The sequence below is a fragment of the Claveliimonas monacensis genome (genome assembly GCF_014982975.1).
Lineage (GTDB): Bacteria > Bacillota > Clostridia > Lachnospirales > Lachnospiraceae > Claveliimonas > Claveliimonas monacensis.
In genome coordinates this window covers 1-24010 of the sequence record NZ_JADCKL010000013.1, presented here as the reverse complement: position 1 = coordinate 24010, position 24010 = coordinate 1, and the positions used below count along the sequence as shown (strand labels likewise).

The window sequence follows — 24010 nt, the reverse complement described above, 5'->3', positions numbered from 1 at the left end:
TGCCGCCATTCCGGCGGCAAGTATAAGATTTCCGTCTGCGTAAACGGTGTTAGTCAGAGCGGCGGCATGCCGCGTACTTCGAGTAGGCACATGTGGTGCGGCCAGGTGTCTGGACAGCCATCCGCACAATGTCAGGGAGGAAAGCGTCATATTTTACTTCCAATACAGTGCGCCCCGGATCCACGCTTCTTTCGAGGATTTCCGGAGAGAAAAAATTTCTCCAGGAAATTCCTGTGCAGATGTGGCGATCCAGGGTGATCCTCACATTCCCGGCGGGGTGGAGGAAAGCCTCCCTCTCATAGCAGACCACGGTGCGGGGGGAGAGAAGCTGGCCTTGCAGTTTGCTGTAGAATTCGATCAGCAGGGGATCCTGGCTCTGCAGAAGGAAATCTGTATTTCCTTCAAGGAGAAAGCGTCCCTGCTCCGGTGTAAGACGGGCCTGGCGCTTTGCGCACAGGCCGCCTTTTTTGATCTTTTTTTCCAGACGGAGAAAGGCAGGCGAATTTCCATAGTAGCGGAGCCGGAATTTTTCCCGGCTGTCTGTTCCGTCAAGCTTCTGGCGCAGGGCCCGGTCGTCCGGAGTGTCGAAATACAGGCTGTACACCCGGTATGTTCCCTCCGGCCCGGCATGGCTGTCCCGGGGGAACAGCCTGCCGAGACGGGCGGAGAGGATACGGTCTTCAGGTGAGGAGAGCAGATGTTTGTACTCGTGCCGGAATGTAAGAGGCGTACGATCAATCATCATAGCCGGAATCACCACCGTCATAACCGGAATCGCCGTCATCATAACCGGAATCGCCGTCATCATAGCCGGAGTCGCCGCCGGACGGAGCGGCAGGCGCGGGTGCTGGCGCAGGCGCCGGGGCGGGTGCCGGTGCAGAGTAGTCTGTGACGCCGTCATTGTTTGCGCCGTAATCTGTATCATTGTAGTCTGTGACGCCATCGTTGTTTGGGCCATAGTCTGTGTCGTTGTAGTCTGTGACACCATCGTTGTTCGGGCCGTAGTCTGTGTCATTGTAGTCTGTAACGCCATCGTTGTTCGGGCCGTAGTCCGTGTCGTTATAGTCTGTGACGCCGTCATTGTCCGGGCCGTAGTCTGTGTCACCGTAGTTGGTCCAGCCATAGTTGCTCTCCCCGTTTACGCTTACAGGGGATGCAAGGTTCTGGGAAGAAGTGTACGCTTCAATATCTGACACGATGTTTTTGAGGAAATTTTCTTCCGGCAGTACAGAGCCTGCTTCAATCTGGAGAGTGATCTCCCGGGGCGTTCCGTCGTCTTTTGCTGCAAAGTAGCCGGCGTCATTAATCTTTGCAACCAGGTCGCTGATTACTTCGCGGCAGTCCTTGCCGAAATAGTCGATGTAGTCGGTAACGATGGTTTCGCCGTCATCGTTTTTTCCTTCCACCTTTGTGACAGCCCCGTCATTGTTGTAGGAGACGGCAATTTCCGGGTTCACTTTCAAGGTAATGACACCGCCTTCAGAGGTTTTTGTGTCCTGTGTGTCTTCAGCGGCGGCGGTGTCGCTGCCGGAGGATGTCTGAGAACTGCATCCGGCAAGAATGCCTCCGATCAGACTGATGGATAACAATGCTGCAAGGATAAGAGTTACATGTTTCTTTTTCATAATCATTCGCTCCTTTTCTTGGATTTTTGATGTGTTTATGCTGAAGAATACGGATGAAGGAGTAAATAAACGGGGTCGGGATCAGAAAAAAATGTATTTTTTTGGAAAAGAAAGATGTTTTACTTTGGTTTTACATGGATATAACACAGATTTAAAAAATGATAAGTATATTTAGTAATAATTGCGTTTTCAGACCCCGAAAACCAGAACATGTTCTTCGTATTCTATAATTATGAGGAGGGCGCAGGAATGAAGGAAGGGCACGAGATCATAGAGAAGGTGTACGCTGCAAAGGAAGATCCGGACGCGGCGGACGGGCTGATCCGGCAGTATATGGGATTTATACGGGCCGAGACGGCAAAGTTTCTGAACCGTCCCCCGGCGGAAGGAAGAGACGAAGAGTTCAGCGTTGCCATGCTTGCGTTTTATGAGTCGATCCTCGGCTATGAAAAAGGAAAAGGTGCTTTTCTCTCCTACTCGGCAAGGGGGATCAGAAATCGTCTGATCGACCATTACAGGCGGGAAAAAAGACATGCCCATCTCTCTTCGCTTCATGAACCGGTGGAAAATGATGCGGAGACACTGAAAATAGACCTGCTGGAAGACACCAGAAATGAAATCCAGACACTGCATGACAGGAGCGCAGTCAGGGAAGAAATCGATGAATTTGAGAAGAAGCTTCTGGAATTTGGCATTTCCTTCTCAGATGTGGCGGACAACTGTCCCAGGCAGGACCGGACGCTGGCGGCCTGCCAGAGAGTGCTGGCGGCTGCCAGAAAGGAGCCGGCGCTTCTGGAGGAACTGCTGGAGACAGGCAAGCTTCCTCTGGCAGAACTGGCCCGGATTTCCGGTGTGGAGAGAAAGACAATGGAACGGCACAGAAAGTATCTGGTTGCCGTGCTGCTGGCGTTCACCAACGGCTATGAGATTATCAGGGGACATCTGTATCACCTGGCGTCCCCGGACAGGCCGGAAGGAGAAAGAGACAGCCGCCGGGCGGAACCGGAATACGGTGGAAAGAATGGAGCGTAGTATGGAAGAGAGGACAACGTATCTGGTCATGGAGGCACATGCTGCTTATGTGATTCTTATGGATAATGAGGGCCGTTTTCTGAAAGCTGCCAACTGTGGATATGAGAGAGGTGACCGCATTGATGATGCCATTCTGCTTCGCTATCCTTCAGATATGAGAGGCAGACGTAGGCGGATCCTGCGGATAGCGGCAGGCATGGCTGCCTGTATTGCTCTTATGGTGCTGGGGGCATGGCAGTACAGATATATATTTGTACCATACGGAACTATCCGGATGGAGATCAATCCGGGAGTTGAGATGGAGATCAGCCGGTCGGGACGGGTTGTGGACCTGTCCGGAACAAACACTGACGGTGAGAAGCTTGTGGAAGGATACAACTACAGCGGAAAAGACAGATATGAGGTGGCAGACGACCTGGCTGACCTGGCTGTAGAAAGAGAGTTCCTGAAAGAGGGAGGTCAGATCACCCTGACAGCCGGAAACGGAAGTGCACAGTGGATGGAAGACACAGAGCAGGGAATGAGAAATGAGTTGGAGGAACATCTGAAGGATTACGATATCCATATTGTGATCTCCACGGATCCGGAGGAGGAAATGATACAGGAGGAGACGGAGAGTGTGACTATCCCGGTACCACAGCAGGAGCAGCCTGTGCAGGAGGATGCGGGAAATGTACAGGATGCGCAGACGACACCTGCGGCTCCCGCGGCGGAAACGCCGCAGACCGTGCAGCCTCAGATGTCGGATGATGACGGCGACAGCGAGTACGGAGATGACGATGACGGAGACGACGGGGACGACGGGGACGATGGCGAAGACGACTGACAAGTGGAAATGAAAGACGCAGGGAGGCTTTCCGGTGACGGGAGGCCTCCCCTCTGCATATAATGATGACAGATACCATACCGTACCATGCAGACACACCGTGCAGGACCTGGGAAAGATGATGCCGCGCAGGGCCTGCGGAAGATGAACCGTGGACAAAAGCGCCGGAACCATGCTATAATGTGCGAAAGACTATGCGAAACCGCAGTGCGGGGGAGACGCGCTGCATAAGGGGAGACGTACAAGGAGAGAAGGAGAGGAGTATGGATAATATTATTTTTATCGGAATGCCGGCAGCCGGAAAGAGCACGATAGGAGTTGTGGCGGCCAAAAGGCTGGGCTACCGGTTTCTGGATGTAGACCTTCTTATCCAGGAGAAGGAGAAGAAGCTCCTGCACGAGATCATAAAGGAGCGCGGGACGGAAGGGTTCCTGGAGGTGGAAGACCGGATCAATGCCCAGGTGGAGGCGGAGCACAGTATCATCTCGCCCGGAGGGAGCGTGGTCTACTGCAAGAACGCCATGGAACACTATAAAAAGATCGGAAAGATCGTGTATCTCCAGGTGTCCTATGACACGATAAAAGAGAGGATCGGAGACCCCCATGAGAGAGGGGTTGCCCTGCGGGATGGACAGACGCTCCGGGAATTGTATGAGGAGCGCAGGGCTCTTTTTGAAAAATATGCAGATATTACAATTTGCGAAGATGGGTTGACATTGGAAGAAACAATTGGTAAAGTTTTAAAAGTTTTAGAAAAATAATACGTGCCAGACGCATTATATGGTAAAATGTTACAGAAATTTTACGTACTTGTAAAAAATGTTTTACATGTGCGACATATGTGATATAATGATGAAGGCAGATTTTGCGTTGGTGGAAGAAGAATGTCCCGAATAAGGATAAGTCTCCCATGAATTTTGACGCGGGATCAAGAGATAATAAAGAGTATAATCAAATTGAAAATATATAAGAAAGTCGGGCTTCGCCGGTGAGGGCGGAGAATGAGAGTGATCGAGGTGCAGTATGGAACAATATATTATTAAAGGCGGCAATCCGCTTGTCGGTGAAGTGGAGATAGGCGGAGCAAAGAATGCGGCCCTTGCTATTCTTGCGGCGGCAATTATGAGCGATGAAACTGTAATGATCGATAATCTTCCGGATGTAAATGACATCAATGTACTTCTGGACGCCATCGCGGGGATCGGCGCGATGGTGCACAGAGTGGACCGGCATACAGTGAAGATCAACGGAAAAGGCGTGACAAGCGTTGATATCGAGTATGACTATATCAAGAAGATCAGGGCATCCTACTATCTTCTGGGAGCTCTTCTTGGAAAATATAAGCGCGCGGAAGTGGCGCTTCCCGGAGGCTGCAATATCGGCAGCCGTCCCATCGACCAGCATCTCAAAGGGTTCCGTGCCCTGGGAGCGGACGTGGAGATCGAACACGGAAAGATCATTGCCGAGGCTGCAAAGCTGGTAGGAAAGCATATTTATTTTGATGTGGTCAGCGTGGGAGCCACCATCAATGTGATGATGGCAGCTGCTATGGCAGAAGGCCTGACCATCCTGGAAAACGTGGCAAAAGAGCCTCACGTTGTAGACGTTGCCAACTTCCTTAACAGCATGGGAGCCAACATCAGAGGAGCCGGAACGGACGTGATCCGTATCAGAGGCGTACAGAAGCTCCACAGGACAGAGTACTCTGTCATCCCGGATCAGATCGAGGCGGGCACATTTATGTTTGCCGCAGCGGCCACACAGGGGGATGTGACAGTGATGAACGTGATCCCCAAGCATCTGGAAGCCACCACAGCCAAACTGCTGGAGATCGGATGCGAGGTGGAGGAGTTCGATGACGCGGTGAGAGTAGTCTCCAAGGGCGGACTGAAATGTACGCATGTAAAGACGCTTCCCTACCCGGGATTCCCGACAGATATGCAGCCCCAGATCGGTGTGACCCTGGCTCTGTGTGAGGGGACAAGTATCATCACAGAGAGCATTTTCGAGAACAGGTTCAAATATCTGGACGAACTGGCTCGCATGGGAGCCAACGTGAAGATAGAAGGCAATTCCGCCACCATTGAAGGCGTGGAGAAATTCTCCGGCGCAAGGGTGAGCGCACCGGACCTGAGAGCAGGCGCAGCCCTGTGTATCGCAGGACTGGCGGCAGAGGGGATCACCATCGTGGATGACATTGTCTACATCCAGAGAGGTTACGAGCGCTTTGAGGAGAAGCTGAGAAGCCTGGGCGCTGTCATCGAGAAGGTATCCACAGAGAAAGAGATCCGCAAGTTCATGCTGAAAGTGAGCTAGAGGACCTGCTGGAAAGAGAACGGGCCGGCAGAGAAAATAGTGCTTGACTTCCGGCAGAAAAGAGTGTAAAGTAGCTACAGTATCTTACGGGATACAGAAATAAAAGAATAAAGAAAATTTCTCTTATTCAGAGCAGTGGAGATACAAAGGATCTGTGAAGCTGCGGCAACCCCGGCAACGGAAGGTGCCAACCTGAGCGAGCGATCGAACAATAAGAGGATTTGTTGCGTGTATAACAGTCCGCTTATTCCTGATAAGCGGACTTCTTTTTTGTCCTGTGGGGAGAGAAAGAGACCGGACAGAGAACTTAGAAAATGGATACCGGCAGGATATAAGATCACGTTCCAACATGCGCAGGAGATGAACAGGAGAAAAGAAAAGGAGAGGACTATGGAAAAAAGATTATTTACATCTGAGTCAGTAACAGAAGGCCATCCGGACAAAATGTGCGATCAGATCTCAGACGCCATCCTGGATGCCCTCATTGAGCAGGATCCCATGAGCCGTGTGGCATGCGAGACATGTACCACCACAGGACTTGTACTTGTTATGGGTGAGATCACCACAAACGCCTATGTGGATATCCAGAAGATCGTCCGTGATACAGTGAGAGAGATCGGATACACAAGAGGAAAATACGGATTTGACGCAGACACATGCGGCGTCATCACTGCTATTGACGAGCAGTCATCCGACATTGCCATGGGCGTTGACAAGGCTCTGGAGGCAAAAGAGCACAAGATGTCCGAGGAAGAGCTGGATGCCATCGGCGCCGGAGACCAGGGCATGATGTTCGGATATGCCACAGACGAGACGCCGGAGATGATGCCCTACTCAGCTGCGCTGGCCCACAAGCTGGCCAGAAAGCTGGCAGAGGTGAGAAAGGATGGAACCCTTCCCTACCTTCGTCCCGACGGAAAGACCCAGGTGACAGTGGAGTATGATGAGAACGGAGTTCCCGCAAGACTGGAGGCAGTGGTTCTTTCTACCCAGCACGATCCGGAAGTGACCCAGGAGCAGATCCACGAGGATATTAAAAAGTATGTGTTTGATGCCGTGATCCCGGAGGGTATGACAGACGGGGAGACCAAATTCTTCATCAACCCCACAGGCCGCTTTGTGATCGGAGGTCCTCATGGGGACAGCGGACTGACAGGCCGCAAGATCATCGTGGACTCCTACGGTGGAATGGCCCGCCACGGCGGCGGCGCTTTCTCCGGAAAGGACTGCACCAAGGTGGACCGCTCAGCTGCCTATGCTGCCCGGTATGTGGCTAAGAATATCGTGGCTGCCGGCATTGCGAAGAAGTGTGAGATCCAGCTTTCCTATGCAATCGGCGTGGCTCACCCCACTTCCATTATGGTGGACACATTCGGGACAGGAAAGATGGAGGATGAGAAGATCGTGGAGATGATCCGCGAGAACTTTGACCTTCGACCGGCCGGCATCATCAAGATGCTGGATCTGAGAAGGCCCATCTACAAACAGACAGCTGCCTACGGACATTTCGGCCGCACAGATGTGGAGCTTCCCTGGGAGAAGACCGACAAGGCGGAGGAGTTGAAAAAATATCTGTAAGGCTTTTCGGAATATATTTATAAAAAGTTTATAAAATTTTATGAGCGCTTTTTTGGGAAAGCGCTCTTTTTATGTTAAAATGACATCGGAGGTTTATGCTATGAAGTTTAAAACCCGACTGATCATTGCATTTTTTACAGTTATCATGGTGCCTGTGGTGCTGACGTCCCTGTTCATCCTTTTGCTGGGACGATACCAGATCAGCTCCATTGAAAAGACATACGGCCTCACGGGAACCACCGTGGAAGTGCTGACCAACCCGGTACAGGTGCTGGGACAGCTCACCGTGGAGCCCTGCCACGAACTGCGGGCGGAGGCTGTGGCGAATCCGGATAAGCTGGAGGACGCCACCTATCTGAATGAATTTAATGAGATGCTGGCAGACAAGAAGTCCTGCCTTATTGTGCGCAAAGATGACACCATTACCTACATGGGCGGAAAAGTAAATCGAATGGAAAAGGTACTGGAAAAGCTGCCTTCCTACGGCAATACAGAGACCACCTCTGAAGCGGGCCTGTATTTTGGGGGGAATGTGCAGATCCTGGTAAAGCAGATTGATTTCCAGTACAGTGACGGGGCCGACGGCAGCGCCTTTATTGTGACAGATGTGGGGGATATGATCCCTGAAATTCGGGAATTTGCTGTGGATGTGCTGATCGTCATCGGCTTGGTGCTGATCTTTACGGCGGCAGTGTTGGTGCTCTGGATCTACCGTGCAGTCATGCAGCCTCTCGGGAGGATGCAGCAGGCCGCCCAGTATATCAAGGAGGGCAATCTGGACTTCGAGATGAAGTGGGAGACAGACGATGAGCTGGGACAGCTGTGCCGTGACTTTGAGGAGATGCGCAGGAGGCTGAAGACCAACACAGAGGAGAAGCTGGCTTTTGACAAGGAGAACAAGGAGCTCATCAGCAATATCTCCCATGACCTGAAAACGCCGGTGACTACCATCAAGGGCTATGCAGAGGGCATTATGGACGGCGTGGCGGACACGCCGGAGAAGCTGGAGAAATACATCCGCACGATCTACAATAAGGCGGGAGAGATGGACACCCTCATCAATGAGCTGACCTTCTACTCCAAGATCGACACGAATCGCATACCCTACAATTTTGACACCCTCTCGGTGAACAACTATTTTAATGACTGCGCCGAGGATCTGGCTCTGGAGCTGGAGCAGAGGGGCGTGGAGTTTGGCTACTTCAACTATGTGGAGGAGGACGTGCGGGTCATCGCGGACGCGGAGCAGATCAAGAGAGTCATCCATAATATCATCAACAACTCTCTGAAATATATAGATAAGCCAAAGGGAAAGATCAACCTGCGGGTCAAGGACGTGGGCGACTTTGTCCAGGTGGAGCTGGAGGACAACGGCTGCGGCATTGCGGCCAAGGATCTGACCAATATATTCGAGAGATTTTACAGGACGGACGCATCCCGGAACTCTTCAAAAGGGGGAAGCGGGATCGGGCTTTCCGTTGTGAAAAAGATCATAGAAGACCACGGGGGGAAAATATGGGCCACCAGCCGGGAAGGCACGGGAACGACCATGTATTTTGTCCTCAGGAAATATCAGGAGGTGCCGGTAAATGAATAAGATACTGATCGTAGAAGACGAAGAAGCTATCGCGGATCTGGAAAAAGACTATCTGGAACTGAGCGGATTTGAGGTGGAAGTGGCCAATGACGGCGAGACGGGGCTTGAGAAGGCCCTGAATGAAGACTTCAACCTTCTCATCCTGGATCTGATGCTGCCCGGGGTGGATGGCTTTGAGATCTGCCGCCAGGTGCGGGACAAGAAAAATACGCCCATTATCATGGTGTCAGCCAAGAAGGACGACATTGACAAGATCCGCGGGCTGGGCCTGGGAGCGGACGACTATATGACAAAGCCCTTCAGCCCCAGCGAGCTTGTGGCCCGCGTGAAGGCGCACCTGGCCCGCTATGAGCGGCTTGTGGGAAGCGCGGCGGAGGCCAACAAGATCATTGAGATCCGCGGGCTTAAGATCGACACCACAGCCCGCCGGGTGTGGGTCAACGGGGAGGAAAAGAATTTTACGACAAAGGAGTTCGATTTGCTGACTTTTCTTGCAAGTCACCCCAATCATGTGTATACTAAAGATGAACTGTTCAGCGAGATCTGGGACATGGAGTCTATCGGAGATATCGCCACTGTCACGGTGCATATCAAGAAGATCCGTGAGAAGATAGAAATGGATACAGCTAATCCACAGTATATTGAGACCATCTGGGGAGTGGGCTACCGGTTCAAGATGTAGGGGATTCATTTGATCTATCAGGCTGTCTGCGCAGCGATACAGTTGTGCGGACAGCCGTTTTATTTTTACAGGAGAGAGAAGGCGGCATGATCACAAGCACGGCAAACCAAAAAGTCAAGAGACTGGTCACTCTGAAAAAGAAGAGAAAGGCCAGAGACGAGGAGCAGATCTTCCTTGCGGAGGGACTGCGCATGTTCCGGGAGGTTCCCGGAGACATGCTGCGGGAGCTCTATGTGTCGGAGGCATTTTACGAAAAAGAGCGGGAGCTGGTGGACAGAAAGGCCGGCGAGGCCGGCGTTTTCCCGGAGGTGTTCTCAGAGCAGGTCTTCTCCCATGTGTCTGACACCCGGACGCCCCAGGGGGTGCTCTGCGTAGTGCGAAGGAGAGAAGAGATGTCCTGTGAGGAGCTGCTGCGGCCGGATCAGGAGGGCCGGAAACCGCTCCTCATGGTCCTGGACAATCTGCAGGACCCGGGCAATCTTGGTACCATCGTCCGCACCGGAGAGGGAGCGGGCGTCACGGGGATCTTCCTGAGCCGGGACTGTGTGGATCTGTACAATCCGAAGACGATCCGCTCCACCATGGGCTCTATCTACAGGATGCCATGCCTGTATGTGGATGACCTCCCGGAACTGCTGAGGGAGATGAAGAAAAAGAAGATACAGACCTACGCCGCTCACCTGGAGGGAAGGACGGACTATGACAGGGAAGACTATACCGGAGGGTGCGCCTTTCTGATCGGAAACGAGGGAAACGGCCTGCGCCGGGAGGTGGCAGAGCTGGCGGATACCTACATCCGCATTCCCATGGAAGGAGAAGTGGAATCTCTGAACGCCGCCATAGCCGCCACAGTGCTCATGTTCGAGGCGGGCAGGCAGAGGAGAAGAAAATAAAAGCAGTATAGCAGAATAGAAGAGAAGGAGGGAGAAGCATGTCACCGATTTACTGGATCATCATCTTTATTGTGCTTCTGATCATTGAGATCGCCACGCTGGGTCTGACCACGGTCTGGTTCGCGGCAGGTGCGCTGGCCGCTTTTCTGGCCGGCATCCTGGGAGCCGGGCTGGCTGTCCAGATCGTGCTGTTCCTGGTGGTGTCCATTGTGCTTCTTGTGCTGACGCGCCCTGTAGCGCTGAAGTATTTCAACAACAAGAGGCAGAGCACCAATGTAGAGAGCATGATCGGCCGCCAGGGCGTGGTCCTGGAGACCATCGACACAATAAAGAGCCAGGGACTGGTGGAGGTGGACGGGGAGACCTGGTCCGCCAGGACAGATGAGCCTGAAGGAGTGATCCCCAAGGACACGGTAGTCTCTGTGGAAGGTGTGCAGGGAGTGAAACTGATCGTAAAGAAAAAGGAGGAACTTTAATATGCTGGGGGCAATTGTTGGAATCATACTTTTAATTTTTGTTGTGTTGATCCTTATTTCCTGTGTGAAGGTGGTGCCGCAGTCAAAGGCGCTGGTAGTCGAGAGACTTGGCGCGTACCAGGCCACATGGGGCGTGGGACTCCACTTTAAGATCCCGTTCATCGAGCGGGTGGCAAGACGTGTGGACTTAAAGGAGCAGGTGGTGGACTTTGCGCCCCAGCCTGTGATCACCAAGGATAACGTCACCATGCGGATCGACACAGTTGTGTTCTACCAGATCACGGACCCGAAGTTGTTCTGTTACGGCGTGGCAAACCCGATCATGGCCATTGAGAATCTGACGGCCACCACGCTGCGAAATATCATCGGCGATCTGGAGCTGGATCAGACGCTGACATCAAGGGAGACCATCAACACAAAGATGCGGGCTACACTGGATGTGGCCACAGATCCCTGGGGCATCAAGGTAAAGCGGGTGGAGCTGAAGAACATCATTCCGCCGGCAGCCATCCAGGATGCCATGGAGAAACAGATGAAGGCAGAGCGTGAGCGCCGTGAGGCCATCCTGAGGGCGGAAGGAGAGAAGAAATCCTCCATCCTTGTGGCAGAAGGTAAGAAAGAGTCTGTCATTCTGGATGCTGAGGCTGCGAAGCAGGCAGCTATCCTCCGTGCTGAGGCTGAGAAGGAGGCCACGATCAGGGAGGCAGAAGGACAGGCGGAGGCCATCCTCAAAGTCCAGCAGGCCAATGCAGACGGTATCCGTTTCCTGAAAGAGGCGGGGGCAGACCAGTCTGTTCTCACCATCAAGAGCCTGGAGGCCTTTGAGAAGGCGGCTGACGGAAAAGCCACCAAGATCATCATTCCTTCCGAGATCCAGGGCATTGCCGGTCTGGTGAAATCCCTGACCGAGGTGGCCGCTGCGGACGAGGAACAGAAATAAAGGCATAAATATACAAAAAACTTGAATAAAGTATACAAAAGTGCTATCATAAAAGCGGTACAACTTATTTTTATGCATCTATATGCATTTATATAAGATGTATACATTGATTTCAAGGAAGGATGTATATAAAATGAATTTAAAAGGACGCAGCTTTTTAAAATTACTTGACTTTACACCGGAGGAGATCCTGTATCTTGTGGATCTGGCAGAGGAACTGAAAGCAAAGAGGAAACAGGGGATCAAGGGCGACAGCCTGAAGGGGAAAAATATTGCCCTGATCTTTGAGAAACCCTCCACCAGGACCCGGTGTGCCTTCACCATCGGCGCTCAGGATGAGGGAGCTACAGCCACTTACCTGGCAGGAAGTGAGCTCCAGCTGGGCGAGAAGGAGAGCATCGAGGACACGGCCCGGGTGCTGGGACGCATGTTCGACGGCATCGAGTACCGCGGGTTTGAGCAGTCATTTGTGGAGGCCCTGGCCCAGTACAGCGGCGTCCCGGTCTGGAACGGCCTGACAGACCAGTGGCATCCCACCCAGTGCCTGGCTACCTTGCTGACACTGAAAGAAAAGTTTGGCTATGTGAAAGGGCTGAAGGTGGTCTATCTGGGAGATGGGCGCAACAACGTGGCAAACAGCCTTCTGGTAGGATGCAGCAAAGTGGGCGTCAATGTGGCTGTGGCCGCGCCTAAGAGTCTCTGGCCGGATGAGAAGCTGATCGAGACATGCAAAGCCTTTGCTGAGGCGGCCGGCTCCACAGTGGAAGTCTCCGATAAGCTGGATGTTGTAGAGGGTGCAGATATGCTCTACACAGACGTATGGTTCTCCATGGGAGAGGAGAAGAAGGAGCAGGAGCGCACCAGGCTGGCGCTGCCCTATCAGGTCAATGCGGAGCTGATGAAGAAGACAGGCAAGTCCACGACACTGTTCTCCCACTGCCTGCCGGCAAATAAAGGGAAAGAGGTAACCGAGGACGTATTTGAAAGTGAGGCCTCCGTTGTGTTTGACGAGGCGGAGAACCGTCTCCACACCATCAAGGCCATCATGGTGGCAACCCTCGGTGAATAACTGAGATATGATGAAGACTGAGATTTTATCCATGCTCCGGGAGAGTGACGGATATGTGTCCGGACAGCAGATCTGTGAGAAATTCCATGTTTCCAGAACTGCTGTCTGGAAAGTAATAGAACAGCTGAAGGAAGAAGGCTATCAGATAGAGGCAGTCCGCAACAGGGGTTATCGGTTGAGCGAGAGCCCGGATATACTGTCACAGGCGGAGATCGCAAGCAGGATCTCCACAGAGTGGGCAGGGCGGAATGTCTCTTATTTTCACGAGACGGACTCCACCAACACCCAGGCCAAGAAGCTGGGGGAGGAGGGTGCCCCCGCCGGGACCCTGGCAGTGGCGGACAGGCAGAACGCCGGGAAAGGGCGCCGGGGACGAAGCTGGGAGTCGCCCCCGGGGAGGGACATATACATGTCCCTTCTGCTGCGGCCGGATATCCGGCCCTCCGACGCGCCCATGCTGACGCTGGTCATGGCCCAGAGCGTGGCGGAGGCACTGCGGGAGCAGACAGGTATCGACGCCCGCATCAAGTGGCCCAACGATATTGTGGCCGGAGGGAAAAAGCTCTGCGGCATCCTGACGGAGATGAGCGCGGAGATAGACTACATCAACTACGTGGTCATCGGCGTTGGGATCAATGTGAACCAGCCCTCCTTCCCGGAGGAGATCGCAGACCGGGCCACCTCCCTTATGCTGGAGGCGGGCCGAACCTTTCTGCGGGCGCCTCTCATAGCCGCGGTGATGGAGCGGTTTGAGGAGAACTGCAGCCTCTTCCTGGGAACGCGGGATCTGTCCGGGATCCAGGCTGCCTACAATGATCTGCTGGTGAATGTGGGGGAGAAGGTGCGGGTCCTGGAGCCGGGACATGAGTACAGCGCCCTCTCTTCGGGCATCAATAAAAAAGGAGAGCTTCTCGTACAGAAGGAGGACGGCACCACGGAGGCTGTCTTTGCCGGGGAAGTCTCTGTGAGAGGAATTTATGGATATGTATAATGGAAAGGTCGTGCTCTGCGGAGCCAATTCATATGAAGAAAAATATTATCTGAACCCTGACTTTGAGCAGCTGCCGGATCACGTGAAGGACGAGCTGAAGATCATGTGCGTCCTCTACGTGCATGACGTGGGAGGCATTCTGACTCTCGTGTACGAGGAGGATGGGGAACTGTGCTTTGAGGTGACCTCCGCCGAGGGAGATGCCATGTTCGACGAGATCGGCAGCAGGCTGAAGATCAAACAGATCCAGCAGGAGAAGGAGGAACTGCTCCGGTCCCTGCAGCTGTATTACCGGGTGTTCTTTATGGGAGAGGACCTGGACCTGTAAGCAGGCAATAAGAGCAGCCCCATCAGGGGCGTAAGGAGGAGATAAGACAGATGCTTCTTGCAATCGATGTGGGAAATACAAACTTTACAATGGGACTTTTCCGGGAGGAGGAGCTGCTGGCAAAATTCCGCATGACGACAAAACTGCCTCGCACATCTGACGAGTACGGGATCGCCATCCGGGAACTGATCCGCAACCAGGGGGAAGATCCGGCTGAGGTGGACGATATTATCATCGCGTCTGTTGTGCCGGACATCATGCACTCCCTGACGAGCTGCATCATCAAATATTTTGACCGGAAACCCATCATTGTGTCGGCGGGGATCAAGACCGGCATCCGGGTGGCCACAGAAAATCCCAGGCAGACCGGAGCGGACCGTATCGTGGACGCGGTGGCTGCCTACTATCTCTACGGCGGACCGGTGATCGTGGTGGATTTCGGGACAGCCACCACCTACGATCTGGTGGAGCCCGACGGGACTTTTGCCGTGGGCGTCACAGCGCCCGGTATCCGCACATCCGCCAGGGCCCTCTGGGGAGATGCCGCCATGCTGCCGGAGATCGAGATCCGCAAGCCGGAGACCATCCTGGCCAGGGAGACTGTGTCCAGCATGCAGGCCGGCCTTGTCTACGGTTACATCGGCCAGACAGAGTATATCATCAGCCAGATGAAAAAGGAGTCCGGCTACACGGATGCGAAGGTGGTAGCCACAGGCGGACTGGGCAATATCCTTGCCGCCGCCACGGAGAGCATCGATATCTACGATCCCATCCTGACGCTGGAGGGACTGCGGCTCATCTACGAGAGAAACCGTTTCCGGAGCAGAAGGCCGGATGGGAGAAAGGACGCATAGGAGAATGGGAGACAGAAGAGAACTGAAGATAGGAGATCTGACGATCCGGCACCCCTATGTGCTGGCACCGATGGCAGGCGTGACCGACCTGCCATTTCGTCTGTTGTGCAAAGAGCAGGGGGCGGGTCTTCTGTGCATGGAGATGGTCAGCGCCAAAGCCCTGCAGTACAAGAATAAAAATACGAAAGCCCTGCTCTCCATCCACCCGGAGGAGTATCCGGTGTCCCTGCAGCTTTTCGGTTCAGAACCGGATGTGATCAGCGAGCAGGCCAAAGCCTTAGAGGAGCTGCCCTTCCAGATCCTGGACATCAACATGGGCTGCCCGGTGCCCAAGGTGGTGAAGAACGGGGAGGGCTCCGCCCTGATGAAGCAGCCCCGGCTTGTCCACGAGATCGTGTCCCGGACAGTGAAAGCGACCCGGAAACCGGTGACCGTCAAGATCCGGAAGGGATTTGACGACACCTGCGTCAACGCGGTGGAGATTGCCAGGATCATCGAGGACGCGGGGGCCGCTGCAGTGGCAGTCCACGGGCGGACAAGAGAGCAGTACTATTCCGGAAAAGCGGACTGGGACATCATCCGGCAGGTGAAAGAGGCGGTGCGCATCCCGGTCATCGGAAACGGGGACGTCACCTGCGTGCAGGACGCCCTGCACATGATGGAGCAGACCGGCTGCGACGGCGTTATGATCGGCCGGGGAGCCCGAGGCAATCCGTGGATCTTCCGGGAGCTGAAATGCTACGACGAGACAGGACGGATCCCGCCCCGCCCTGAGATCGGGGAGATCCGGGAGATGATGCTGCGCCATGCCCGTCTCCAGGTAAAGTACAAGGGCGAATATTCCGGTATCCGGGAGATGCGGGGGCATGTGTCCTGGTATACAAGAGGGCTGAGAGGATCGGCCCGGCTGCGGGAGGAGATCAACAAGGTGGAGACATACCAGGAGCTTGAGGAGCTGCTGCAGGAAAAACTGATGTAGGAACAAAATTCCAGGCATAAAAGGGGAAAGAACAGGAAATCACAATCAGGTGATGATCCTGTTCTTTTTTTCGTTTCTTATGTATATATTAAGTATACGGTTAAGGGGAAAAATGTATTGACATTGAAAAAGACGTTATGTATAATATTGAAATTGTGAAAGTGGACTTAAACAGGAGGAAACTTCTGTAAAATAGACAGAATGCAAGCAGTAAGAGGAGAGGATTGAAATGGAAGAAAAGAAGACAATTCTGACTTATGAAGGCCTGAAAAAGCTGGAGGAAGAGCTCGAGAATCTGAAAGTGGTGAAGAGAAAAGAAGTAGCCGGAAAGATCAAAGAGGCGAGAGAGCAGGGAGACCTGTCTGAGAACGCAGAGTACGACGCAGCCAAAGATGAGCAGCGCGACATTGAGGCCCGGATCGAGGAACTGGAGAAGATCCTCAAGAATGCGGAAGTCGTTGTGGAGGACGAGGTGAACCTTGACAAGATCAGCATCGGCTGTACCGTGACTGTCTATGACGAAGAATTTGAGGAGGAGATGGAGTTCCGGATCGTAGGATCCACAGAGGCAAACAGCCTCCAGGGCAAGATCTCCAACGAGTCCCCGGTGGGACAGGCGCTGCTGGGCCACGAGGTGGGCGACAGCGTGACTGTGGAGACACAGGCAGGAGAACTGGTATACAAGGTTCTCAAGATAGAGAGATCCGTCTAAATCCATTTATAAGATCCATCCAGATCTGATTTAGACAGGAGAACAGTATAAGATACGAAAAACAAGAAAAGAAGAAGGAGTGAATAAAGTGACCAGGCAGCAGAACAATGTACAGGAACAGGATGTGAACCAGCTCAGAAAGGTGCGCCGCGAAAAACTGGCGGAGCTCCAGACAAACGGGAAAGACCCGTTTAAGATTACAAAATACGATGTGACATGCCATGCGGCTGACATCAAAGATCATTATGAGGAGATGGAAGGGAAACACGTGTCCGTGGCCGGCCGTGTCATGCAGAAGCGCGTGATGGGCAAGGCTTCTTTCTGTAATGTTCTGGATCAGAGCGGCAATATTCAGTCCTATGTGGCCAGAGACGGGATCGGCGAGGAAGCCTACAAAGAGTTCAAGAAACTGGACATCGGTGACATCGTGGGCATTGAAGGCGAAGTCTTCAAGACAAAGACAGGAGAGATCTCCATCCACGCTTCCGCAGTGAAGCTCCTCTCCAAGAGCCTGCAGATCCTGCCGGAGAAATTCCACGGCCTGACAAATACAGACACCCGCTACCGCCAGAGGTATGTGGACCTTATTATGAACCCGGAAGTGCGGGATACTTTTATCAAGAGATCCCACATTATCAGCGCCATCCGCAGATACCTGGACAGCCAGGGATTCCTTGAGGTGGAGACTCCCATGCTGGTGAGCAACGCAGGCGGCGCGGCAGCAAGACCCTTTGAGACCCACTTCAATGCGCTTGGAGAGGACTTCAAGCTCCGCATTTCTCTGGAGCTTTACCTGAAGAGACTGATCGTGGGCGGACTGGAGAAAGTCTACGAGATCGGCCGCGTGTTCAGAAACGAGGGACTGGACACAAGACACAATCCGGAGTTCACTCTGATGGAGCTGTACCAGGCTTACACAGACTACAACGGCATGATGGACCTCACGGAGAACCTGTACCGCCATGTGGCGCAGGAAGTGCTGGGAACCACCACCATCACCTACAACGGGGTGGAGATGGATCTCGGAAAGCCATTTGAGAGAATTACCATGGTAGACGCCGTGAAGAAATACGCAGGCGTTGACTGGAACGAAGTAAAGACGACAGAGGACGCCAAAAAGCTGGCGGACGAGCATCACGTTGAATACGAGGAGCGCCACAAGAAGGGCGATATCCTGAGCCTCTTCTTCGAGGAGTTCGCGGAGAAGCATCTGATCCAGCCGACCTTTGTCACAGACCACCCCATCGAGATTTCACCTCTCACAAAGAAAAAGCCGGATGATCCGGAGTATGTGGAGCGTTTTGAGTTCTTTATGAACGGCTGGGAGATGGCGAACGCCTACTCTGAGCTGAACGATCCCATTGACCAGAGAGAGCGTTTCAAAGACCAGGAAGAGCAGCTGGCACAGGGCAACGACGAGGCAAACACCACAGACGAGGATTTCCTGAACGCCCTGGAGATCGGTATGCCGCCTACAGGCGGAATCGGCTTCGGTATCGACAGAATGTGCATGCTCCTGACAGATTCCGCAGCCATCAGGGACGTGCTCCTGTTCCCCACAATGAAATCTAAAGAGTAAAAAAGCCCGTAAAATCAAGGGTTTTGAGACACAGAAAGCCCCCATATTCGTATAAATCAAAGAAAATTCGTATAGAATTCGTAGCATATATGTGCTATAATTCGTATATGAAAAGATTTATACGAAGGGGGCTTTTTCTATGGCTGGACAAAAAAGGACAAAGACAAAGTACACTGGCGTTTATTTCAATGAGACAACGAAAAAATATGATGTAAAGTATAATTACAAGGTTTATAACCCTACAACTCAAAAAAACGATTATAAAGCAAAATGGTCTTATAATTTAGCAACAATAACAGAGGCTAGGGCTGAGTTAGCAAGACTGCAGACGGAAGGTGTCAAAGCAGAGGATAAAGACATTACCTTATCGGGGGCTTTTGATTTATGGAAGATTAAAGCAAAAGGTCAAAACTACAGTCAAGTCACGCTCAACAATACAGAACAACATATGAGTATGATTTATCAATTCCTACCCGCTGAAACAAAAATTAAAGACATTACGGAAGAAGTATATTATAAATTTTGTTCTGATGTGCGCTCACACAATTATGCAGACGAGACAATAAGAAGCATAAACGCTACTTTTCGTAAATTGATAAATTTATGCTACAAGAAAAAACTTGTCAAAGAAAATATACTTGATTATGCGGATAACATCAAAACAAGGTCAAAAGAAGATTATAGAGTTATAAGCAAAGAAGAATTTGACGAAATAGACAACTACTTAAAAAACAATAGTTTTTATCGGCTGGGGGTAAATTGTTATCCTAAATATCGCTTGCTGGTTAATATCTTGTATTATACGGGTGTGCGTATCGGTGAATGTTTAGCCCTCACATATAACGATTTAGAAGAATTTGATTATTATAAAAAGACTGATGAAAAAAGTGTTGTTATTGCCCCGTCCTCTCAACTATCAGAGGAAAAACATTTAAGGGGCTGGCGTCTTATAGTCAATAAAGCGTATGTATCAGACATTAAGATTACAAAAGATCCAAAAAACTTTAAGCACAGAAAGATCCCCCTTTCGCCTGCTCCAACACGCTTATTTATGAGAATAAAGCAAGAACATATTATGAATGGCGGAAATCTTGATGAGCGTATTTTTTCACAGACACACGGGGCGGTTAATATGATGATCGGTAATGTTTGTAAAAAATTAAAATTACCAGAATATAATTGCCACGAGTTCAGACACACATTTATTAGTAATTTAATTTCAAAGGGTGTTCCCCTGCCAGTCATTGAAAAAGCAAGCGGAGACACACAAGAAACCATTCTAAAACGATATTCGCATATGTTTGAAAGTGATGAAGTAATGATCCTCTCTGCTATGCAAGATTTATAAAAAAGAAAGGTAGCATTGATTTGCTACCTTTTTTTAATGCTCAAAAAGTGTAATTTTACACTTGATCTTTTAAAAAATTTTTTGGTTTAAAAGTGTAAAACCTGATATAACTATTTTTTTTATTATTTTTTTTAACAGATAATTAATTGCTAAAACGCACGCGCGCGCCTCTTGGGCTTGTCTTAAGAGGCGCGTTTTCGTGTAAAAACCCCTCAAAAACCCCCTAATTTTTACACTTTTTACACTTTTTCAAAAAGTGTAAAAGTGTAATTTTGGGCTTCAAAAAGTGTAAAAAAGTGTAAAAAGTGTAATTTGAAGAAAATTAGCACATATTGATTTTGAAAAAATGTATGTGATAAAATCTAATCATAAAGCAAAAAATGCAAAAAAAATAACCGCTTACTTGCAATAAGCGGTCAATAATAATGTGTAGCAAAACCAACACAAATCACTTTAATATAATTATATATTTTAAAAAATACAAAGTCAACACTTCGTGCCTTTTTATATTTTTGTGTGATTTGTTTAGTGGTTTTGCCTGATAAATAAATCACTTTTTGTTTGTAAAAAAATATAAAAAGAAAGGAAGGAATAAAAATGACTGAAAGAATAAAAAATGTTGAAATTGTATGTAATTTAAAATATATGGACAAAAACACAGAAAAAGAAAAGACTTTTGATATAAAAGAAGCTGAAGCTATATTATTAAAAAAATTAACGGCTGGTTCAATAATACAATATGTGTATTGCGTCCATAACAAAGACACATACACAAAAGAGGAAGAAGAGAAAAACCCTGATCATAAAGAAGGAACGAAAAAAGCCGATCATATACATATTTTTATAAAATTAAAAGAAGGAAGAAGTTTTAAAGATATAGGTCAATGGTTTGGTCTGGAAAGTAATTTTGTGAATAAATGCAAATCACAATTTGACAATGCGTGTTTATATGCTATACACGCTAATGCGCCTGATAAATACCAATACTCAATAGAAGAAGCGGTTGCCTCTCCTGGTTTTGACTATGCCTCTCTTGTTCAAGAAAAGAAAGCAAAATATAAGAGAGAGAAAAACAAAGACAAAGCATATCAAAGAAAAATGGAAATTGTAAACCTTATAGAACAAGGTATAATAAATCAAATCAATTTAAGCCAATATATAAGTGCTGAAGAAGAAGTAAATTTTAATAACGCTATTAAAATAGCTTTTGAAAGAAAGCAAAGAGAACAAGCCCTAATTACTGAGCGTACAATGGAAGGTATCTATATTTGCGGTGCTTCTGGAACTGCAAAAACCACATTGGCAAAAATGATCGCTTACTCGCAAGGTTTTACTTTTGGTATTTCTGGATCTAATAGAGATCCCGCTCAAGAATACAAAAACCAAGAGTGCTATATTCTGGACGATGTTTCCCCTTTAAGTTTTAGCTGGAAAGAGTTTTTAAAACTTGCTGATAATAATACTGTAAGTGCTGTATCATCACGAAATAAAGATAAACTCTTTACAAATTGTAAGTTATTGATTTTAACAAATACAAAAGAACCTAGAAAATTTGTTGATGAGGTTGAAGGCTCAAGTGCTGAAGAGAAAAAACAATTTTACAGAAGATTTCAAACAATGTATAAATTAAAAAATGATGATATTGATATTTATAAATACAACGGCGAAAATGATAAATATGAGTATGTAGAAACTATAAGAAATAAAGCCCTTGATTATATCAACTATTTAAAAATAAAGAACCCTGTTCAACAAGATTATACAAACTTGAATAATATATTTTCTTCATTTTTTGAAAGAAAAAATATAATCATTTTGGATATTGATAAACATAGTAAAGACAAAACAAAAGAGAAAAAAGAATGTCAAGAAATGTATAGTAATTTCGGTGATGATCCTTTCGGTTTAGGTGAACCACACAAAGGCGCTGACCTTCTAAAAATTGCTGGAATAAATTAAACATTGAAAAGCCCTTAATCGTATGATTAGGGGCTTTTCTGATCTGTTGCTTTTCTAAAAATTGATGTAGTAAAATTAGTATGTAAGTTATAGATTTGTATTTTTCATACAATCAAAAAGTAAAGAGTTATAAAAGTGATCGCCCTTAATAGCTTTGGGTAATAATTAGCTAGTGTATGTCTCTGAATTTCTTAACACTTAAAATATAAGATGAAGTTTAGGCAATTCCATATTCACATGGATTAAAAGTATAAAGAGTTTCAAAAAACAATAGGCGAACATAATAACACATCTGTGCTATTATGATCCATTAATTAAGTGGTAATTAACAAGTTTAATTACAATTCAATATTTCGTTTATTGTGTTTAGGGGATACTTGTAAAAGGGTATAAATTTATTGTTTCTAGCGTATTCAATAAGCCCCCTACACAATTTAGAAAATATATTTTTAATTATTTTAAGACTTTTATTTTTTAGCGTATTTGTGATTTTGTATCTCCTAAAAATACGCTTGAGAAGGTATGACACCTTAATAGCAAGGGTTCTCACTTCTCGTAATTTAGCCGTAAGGCTGGACTAATGAATATATTGCTATGAATATAAAATACATTTTAATAATCTTTTTGGCTCACTATTATATTATAATAAATCATTTTTCACGCATATTTGCGCTTTTTTTAGACTTAAAGCCGTCTTTTGTCCGTATTGAGGGACAAAACCTCGTTTTGTCCCGCTCAAAACGGACAAAAATAAATAGAAAAGAGAAAAAGAAAAGAAAAATGATTTATTATGACATAATACGCATTAAATACCTAATACGTATTAAATAAAATAATACGTATAAAAAATATGGAAAATAAAAAATAATACGCATTAAATAAAATAATACGTATTAAAAAAATAATACGCATTATGTTATACGCCCCTTTTATGGGCTGGAAAAAATAAAAAACGAAAGGAGACTTATTAATCAGAAGCATAAAACAACAATTCAATTATTGTATAAACAAATCTTCAAAAATAGGACAAAGTAAACATAGCGCAAAGAGAAGCGGAACATATAAGAACGGCGATCTTTATAGTTATAAGACAATAGACGCATACAAAGGAACGGCGCAAAATCTCTCTAATTGGTTAAAAGAAAATCATCCTGAAATAAAGGAAGTAAGAGAGATTACCGCCGATCATATTCAAGAATGGGTTAATGATCGTTCTGAAAACTGGACGCAAAAAACACTTGAAAATCATTTAGTGCATATTAAATATTTAGAAGAACAAGCACAAAGAGCATATAGAAAAGATAACATTAATTTTTATAAAGCTGATTTTGAAAGACCTACAACAAAAGAGAGCTTGAGAGACAAAGCGATGTCTGACAAAGATTTTTTAAGGCTGAGAGAAAGTTTTGAAGGTAGTAGATCTTTTGCTAAAGACGCAATAGAAATTACATATAGATCTGGGCTGAGAGTAAATGAAGTTGCACATTTAAAAAGAGAAGATATTGACCTTCAAAAAAAGACAATTTATGTAAGCCGTGAAGGCGCAAAGAACGGAAGAGCAAGAGTTGTTCCTATCCAAGATAAAGATTTAAAGTATTATAAGGAATTACTTGATAGAAGCCCTCAAAACGGCTATTTAACCAATATTACGGGTGATAGCATTAATAAGGCTATACGCCGTGCTATGAACGCTACAAGGGACGATAGAGGCGTTTCTCTGGGCGATAAATATAAACAAACAGAACACGCTATAAGGAAGTTATACGCTACAAATAGAATGAGAGAAGAAAGAGGCATTGAACCTTTAAAAGACAGAAAAGAGGAAATGAAGTGCTGGGATAAAGTATCAAAGGAATTAGGACACGGAGAAGGAAGAATAAATTTATATAGAGTTTATTGTAAAGGCTAAATAGTTATGATTTCATAACTGTTGACTTTTAATAATGGGCTGATATATAATTTATATATAAAATATATTAAATCTACCAAGAGTAGATCAAGTTTAGAGGAAAAAAGCATTGTGCTTTTATCTTTTATTTTCTTGATCTGCTCTTTTTCTTTTTGAAAAGAAAATGAAGATAATACACAAAAAAATATAAGAAAGACTAACTATTAAAAGTCAAGTCTGAAATGAAGATTTTATGAATGAATTGCGGGAACGCATTTCAGATATCGTTGTACCTTGAAAATCGCATGACAAACAGAGCATCGTATACCGGTGCTCAA

At 48.1% G+C, this 24010-nt stretch carries 21 protein-coding genes, 1 pseudogene and 1 riboswitch; of the genes and pseudogenes, 20 read left to right on the top strand and 2 right to left on the bottom strand.

Going from position 1 to position 24010, the window contains the following annotated elements; translation table 11 throughout:
• Window positions 1–49: 49 nt before the first annotated feature.
• The gene (locus tag INF30_RS12565) at window positions 50–808 is read right to left on the bottom strand and encodes a polyphosphate polymerase domain-containing protein (RefSeq protein WP_226395464.1); all 759 of its coding nucleotides are present in this window, start codon (window positions 806–808) and stop codon (window positions 50–52) included.
• Window positions 735–1625 (bottom strand): anti-sigma-I factor RsgI family protein, encoded by an 891-nt coding sequence (locus tag INF30_RS12560; RefSeq protein WP_226395463.1) that lies wholly within the window; start codon window positions 1623–1625, stop codon window positions 735–737. Before INF30_RS12560 ends, INF30_RS12565 begins: the two co-directional genes overlap by 74 nt.
• A 249-nt stretch (window positions 1626–1874) precedes the next feature.
• On the opposite strand from INF30_RS12560, the gene INF30_RS12555 reads away from it, so the two are divergent.
• The 20 genes and pseudogenes from INF30_RS12555 (at window position 1875) to INF30_RS14750 (ending at window position 23693) form a co-directional block, all read left to right on the top strand.
• Window positions 1875–2657 carry a sigma-70 family RNA polymerase sigma factor gene (locus INF30_RS12555; protein WP_226395462.1) on the top strand — a complete coding sequence of 261 codons (783 nt, stop codon included), beginning with the start codon at window positions 1875–1877 and terminating at the stop codon, window positions 2655–2657.
• Window position 2658: 1 nt separating this feature from the next.
• Entirely contained in the window at window positions 2659–3483 is an 825-nt protein-coding gene (locus INF30_RS12550) for an anti-sigma-I factor RsgI family protein (RefSeq protein ID WP_226395461.1), read from the top strand.
• 263 nt (window positions 3484–3746) lie between these two features.
• Entirely contained in the window at window positions 3747–4244 is a 498-nt protein-coding gene (locus INF30_RS12545; RefSeq protein ID WP_226395460.1) for a shikimate kinase, read from the top strand.
• Between the two features lie 262 nt (window positions 4245–4506).
• On the top strand, window positions 4507–5799 hold the full coding sequence (locus INF30_RS12540) for a UDP-N-acetylglucosamine 1-carboxyvinyltransferase (protein ID WP_076780086.1): 1293 nt from the start codon (window positions 4507–4509) through the stop codon (window positions 5797–5799).
• Window positions 5800–5919: 120 nt separating this feature from the next.
• Window positions 5920–6017, top strand: a riboswitch (SAM riboswitch).
• Between the two features lie 172 nt (window positions 6018–6189).
• On the top strand, window positions 6190–7377 hold the full coding sequence (gene metK, locus INF30_RS12535; protein WP_226395459.1) for a methionine adenosyltransferase: 1188 nt from the start codon (window positions 6190–6192) through the stop codon (window positions 7375–7377).
• 100 nt (window positions 7378–7477) lie between these two features.
• Window positions 7478–8974: a sensor histidine kinase gene (locus INF30_RS12530; RefSeq protein WP_226395458.1), complete on the top strand. Its 1497-nt coding sequence runs from the start codon at window positions 7478–7480 to the stop codon at window positions 8972–8974.
• On the top strand, window positions 8967–9656 hold the full coding sequence (locus tag INF30_RS12525; RefSeq protein ID WP_033125950.1) for a response regulator transcription factor: 690 nt from the start codon (window positions 8967–8969) through the stop codon (window positions 9654–9656). Before INF30_RS12530 ends, INF30_RS12525 begins: the two co-directional genes overlap by 8 nt.
• An 86-nt stretch (window positions 9657–9742) precedes the next feature.
• Window positions 9743–10549 carry a TrmH family RNA methyltransferase gene (locus INF30_RS12520; RefSeq protein ID WP_226395457.1) on the top strand — a complete coding sequence of 269 codons (807 nt, stop codon included), beginning with the start codon at window positions 9743–9745 and terminating at the stop codon, window positions 10547–10549.
• 38 nt (window positions 10550–10587) lie between these two features.
• Window positions 10588–11025, top strand: a complete 438-nt coding sequence (locus INF30_RS12515) for an NfeD family protein (protein WP_076780092.1) — start codon at window positions 10588–10590, stop codon at window positions 11023–11025.
• Between the two features lies 1 nt (window position 11026).
• Window positions 11027–11965 carry an SPFH domain-containing protein gene (locus INF30_RS12510; RefSeq protein WP_076780094.1) on the top strand — a complete coding sequence of 313 codons (939 nt, stop codon included), beginning with the start codon at window positions 11027–11029 and terminating at the stop codon, window positions 11963–11965.
• A gap of 133 nt (window positions 11966–12098) precedes the next feature.
• Window positions 12099–13034, top strand: a complete 936-nt coding sequence (argF, locus tag INF30_RS12505) for an ornithine carbamoyltransferase (protein WP_076780096.1) — start codon at window positions 12099–12101, stop codon at window positions 13032–13034.
• A gap of 10 nt (window positions 13035–13044) precedes the next feature.
• Complete coding sequence (locus INF30_RS12500) at window positions 13045–14025, top strand: biotin--[acetyl-CoA-carboxylase] ligase (protein ID WP_076781136.1); 981 nt, start codon at window positions 13045–13047, stop codon at window positions 14023–14025.
• Window positions 14018–14353 (top strand): DUF6145 family protein, encoded by a 336-nt coding sequence (locus tag INF30_RS12495; RefSeq protein WP_076780098.1) that lies wholly within the window; start codon window positions 14018–14020, stop codon window positions 14351–14353. The genes INF30_RS12500 and INF30_RS12495 overlap by 8 nt, the downstream gene beginning before the upstream one ends.
• A gap of 50 nt (window positions 14354–14403) precedes the next feature.
• Window positions 14404–15207, top strand: coding sequence for a type III pantothenate kinase (locus INF30_RS12490; RefSeq protein ID WP_076780100.1), 804 nt, complete (start codon window positions 14404–14406; stop codon window positions 15205–15207).
• A 4-nt stretch (window positions 15208–15211) separates the two neighbouring features.
• Entirely contained in the window at window positions 15212–16186 is a 975-nt protein-coding gene (dusB, locus tag INF30_RS12485) for a tRNA dihydrouridine synthase DusB (RefSeq protein WP_226395456.1), read from the top strand.
• A 229-nt stretch (window positions 16187–16415) separates the two neighbouring features.
• The gene (gene greA, locus INF30_RS12480) at window positions 16416–16898 is read left to right on the top strand and encodes a transcription elongation factor GreA (RefSeq protein ID WP_076780104.1); all 483 of its coding nucleotides are present in this window, start codon (window positions 16416–16418) and stop codon (window positions 16896–16898) included.
• 88 nt (window positions 16899–16986) lie between these two features.
• A pseudogene (gene lysS / locus INF30_RS12475) lies at window positions 16987–18471 on the top strand (lysine--tRNA ligase); the annotation flags it as partial.
• Window positions 18472–18616: 145 nt separating this feature from the next.
• Entirely contained in the window at window positions 18617–19825 is a 1209-nt protein-coding gene (locus tag INF30_RS12470; protein ID WP_226395455.1) for a tyrosine-type recombinase/integrase, read from the top strand.
• Between the two features lie 597 nt (window positions 19826–20422).
• Entirely contained in the window at window positions 20423–21784 is a 1362-nt protein-coding gene (locus INF30_RS12465) for a Rep family protein (protein ID WP_226395454.1), read from the top strand.
• Window positions 21785–22754: 970 nt separating this feature from the next.
• A complete protein-coding gene (locus INF30_RS14750) occupies window positions 22755–23693 on the top strand; it encodes a tyrosine-type recombinase/integrase (protein ID WP_311136022.1) in 939 nt (312 codons plus the stop codon).
• Window positions 23694–24010 lie beyond the last annotated feature (317 nt).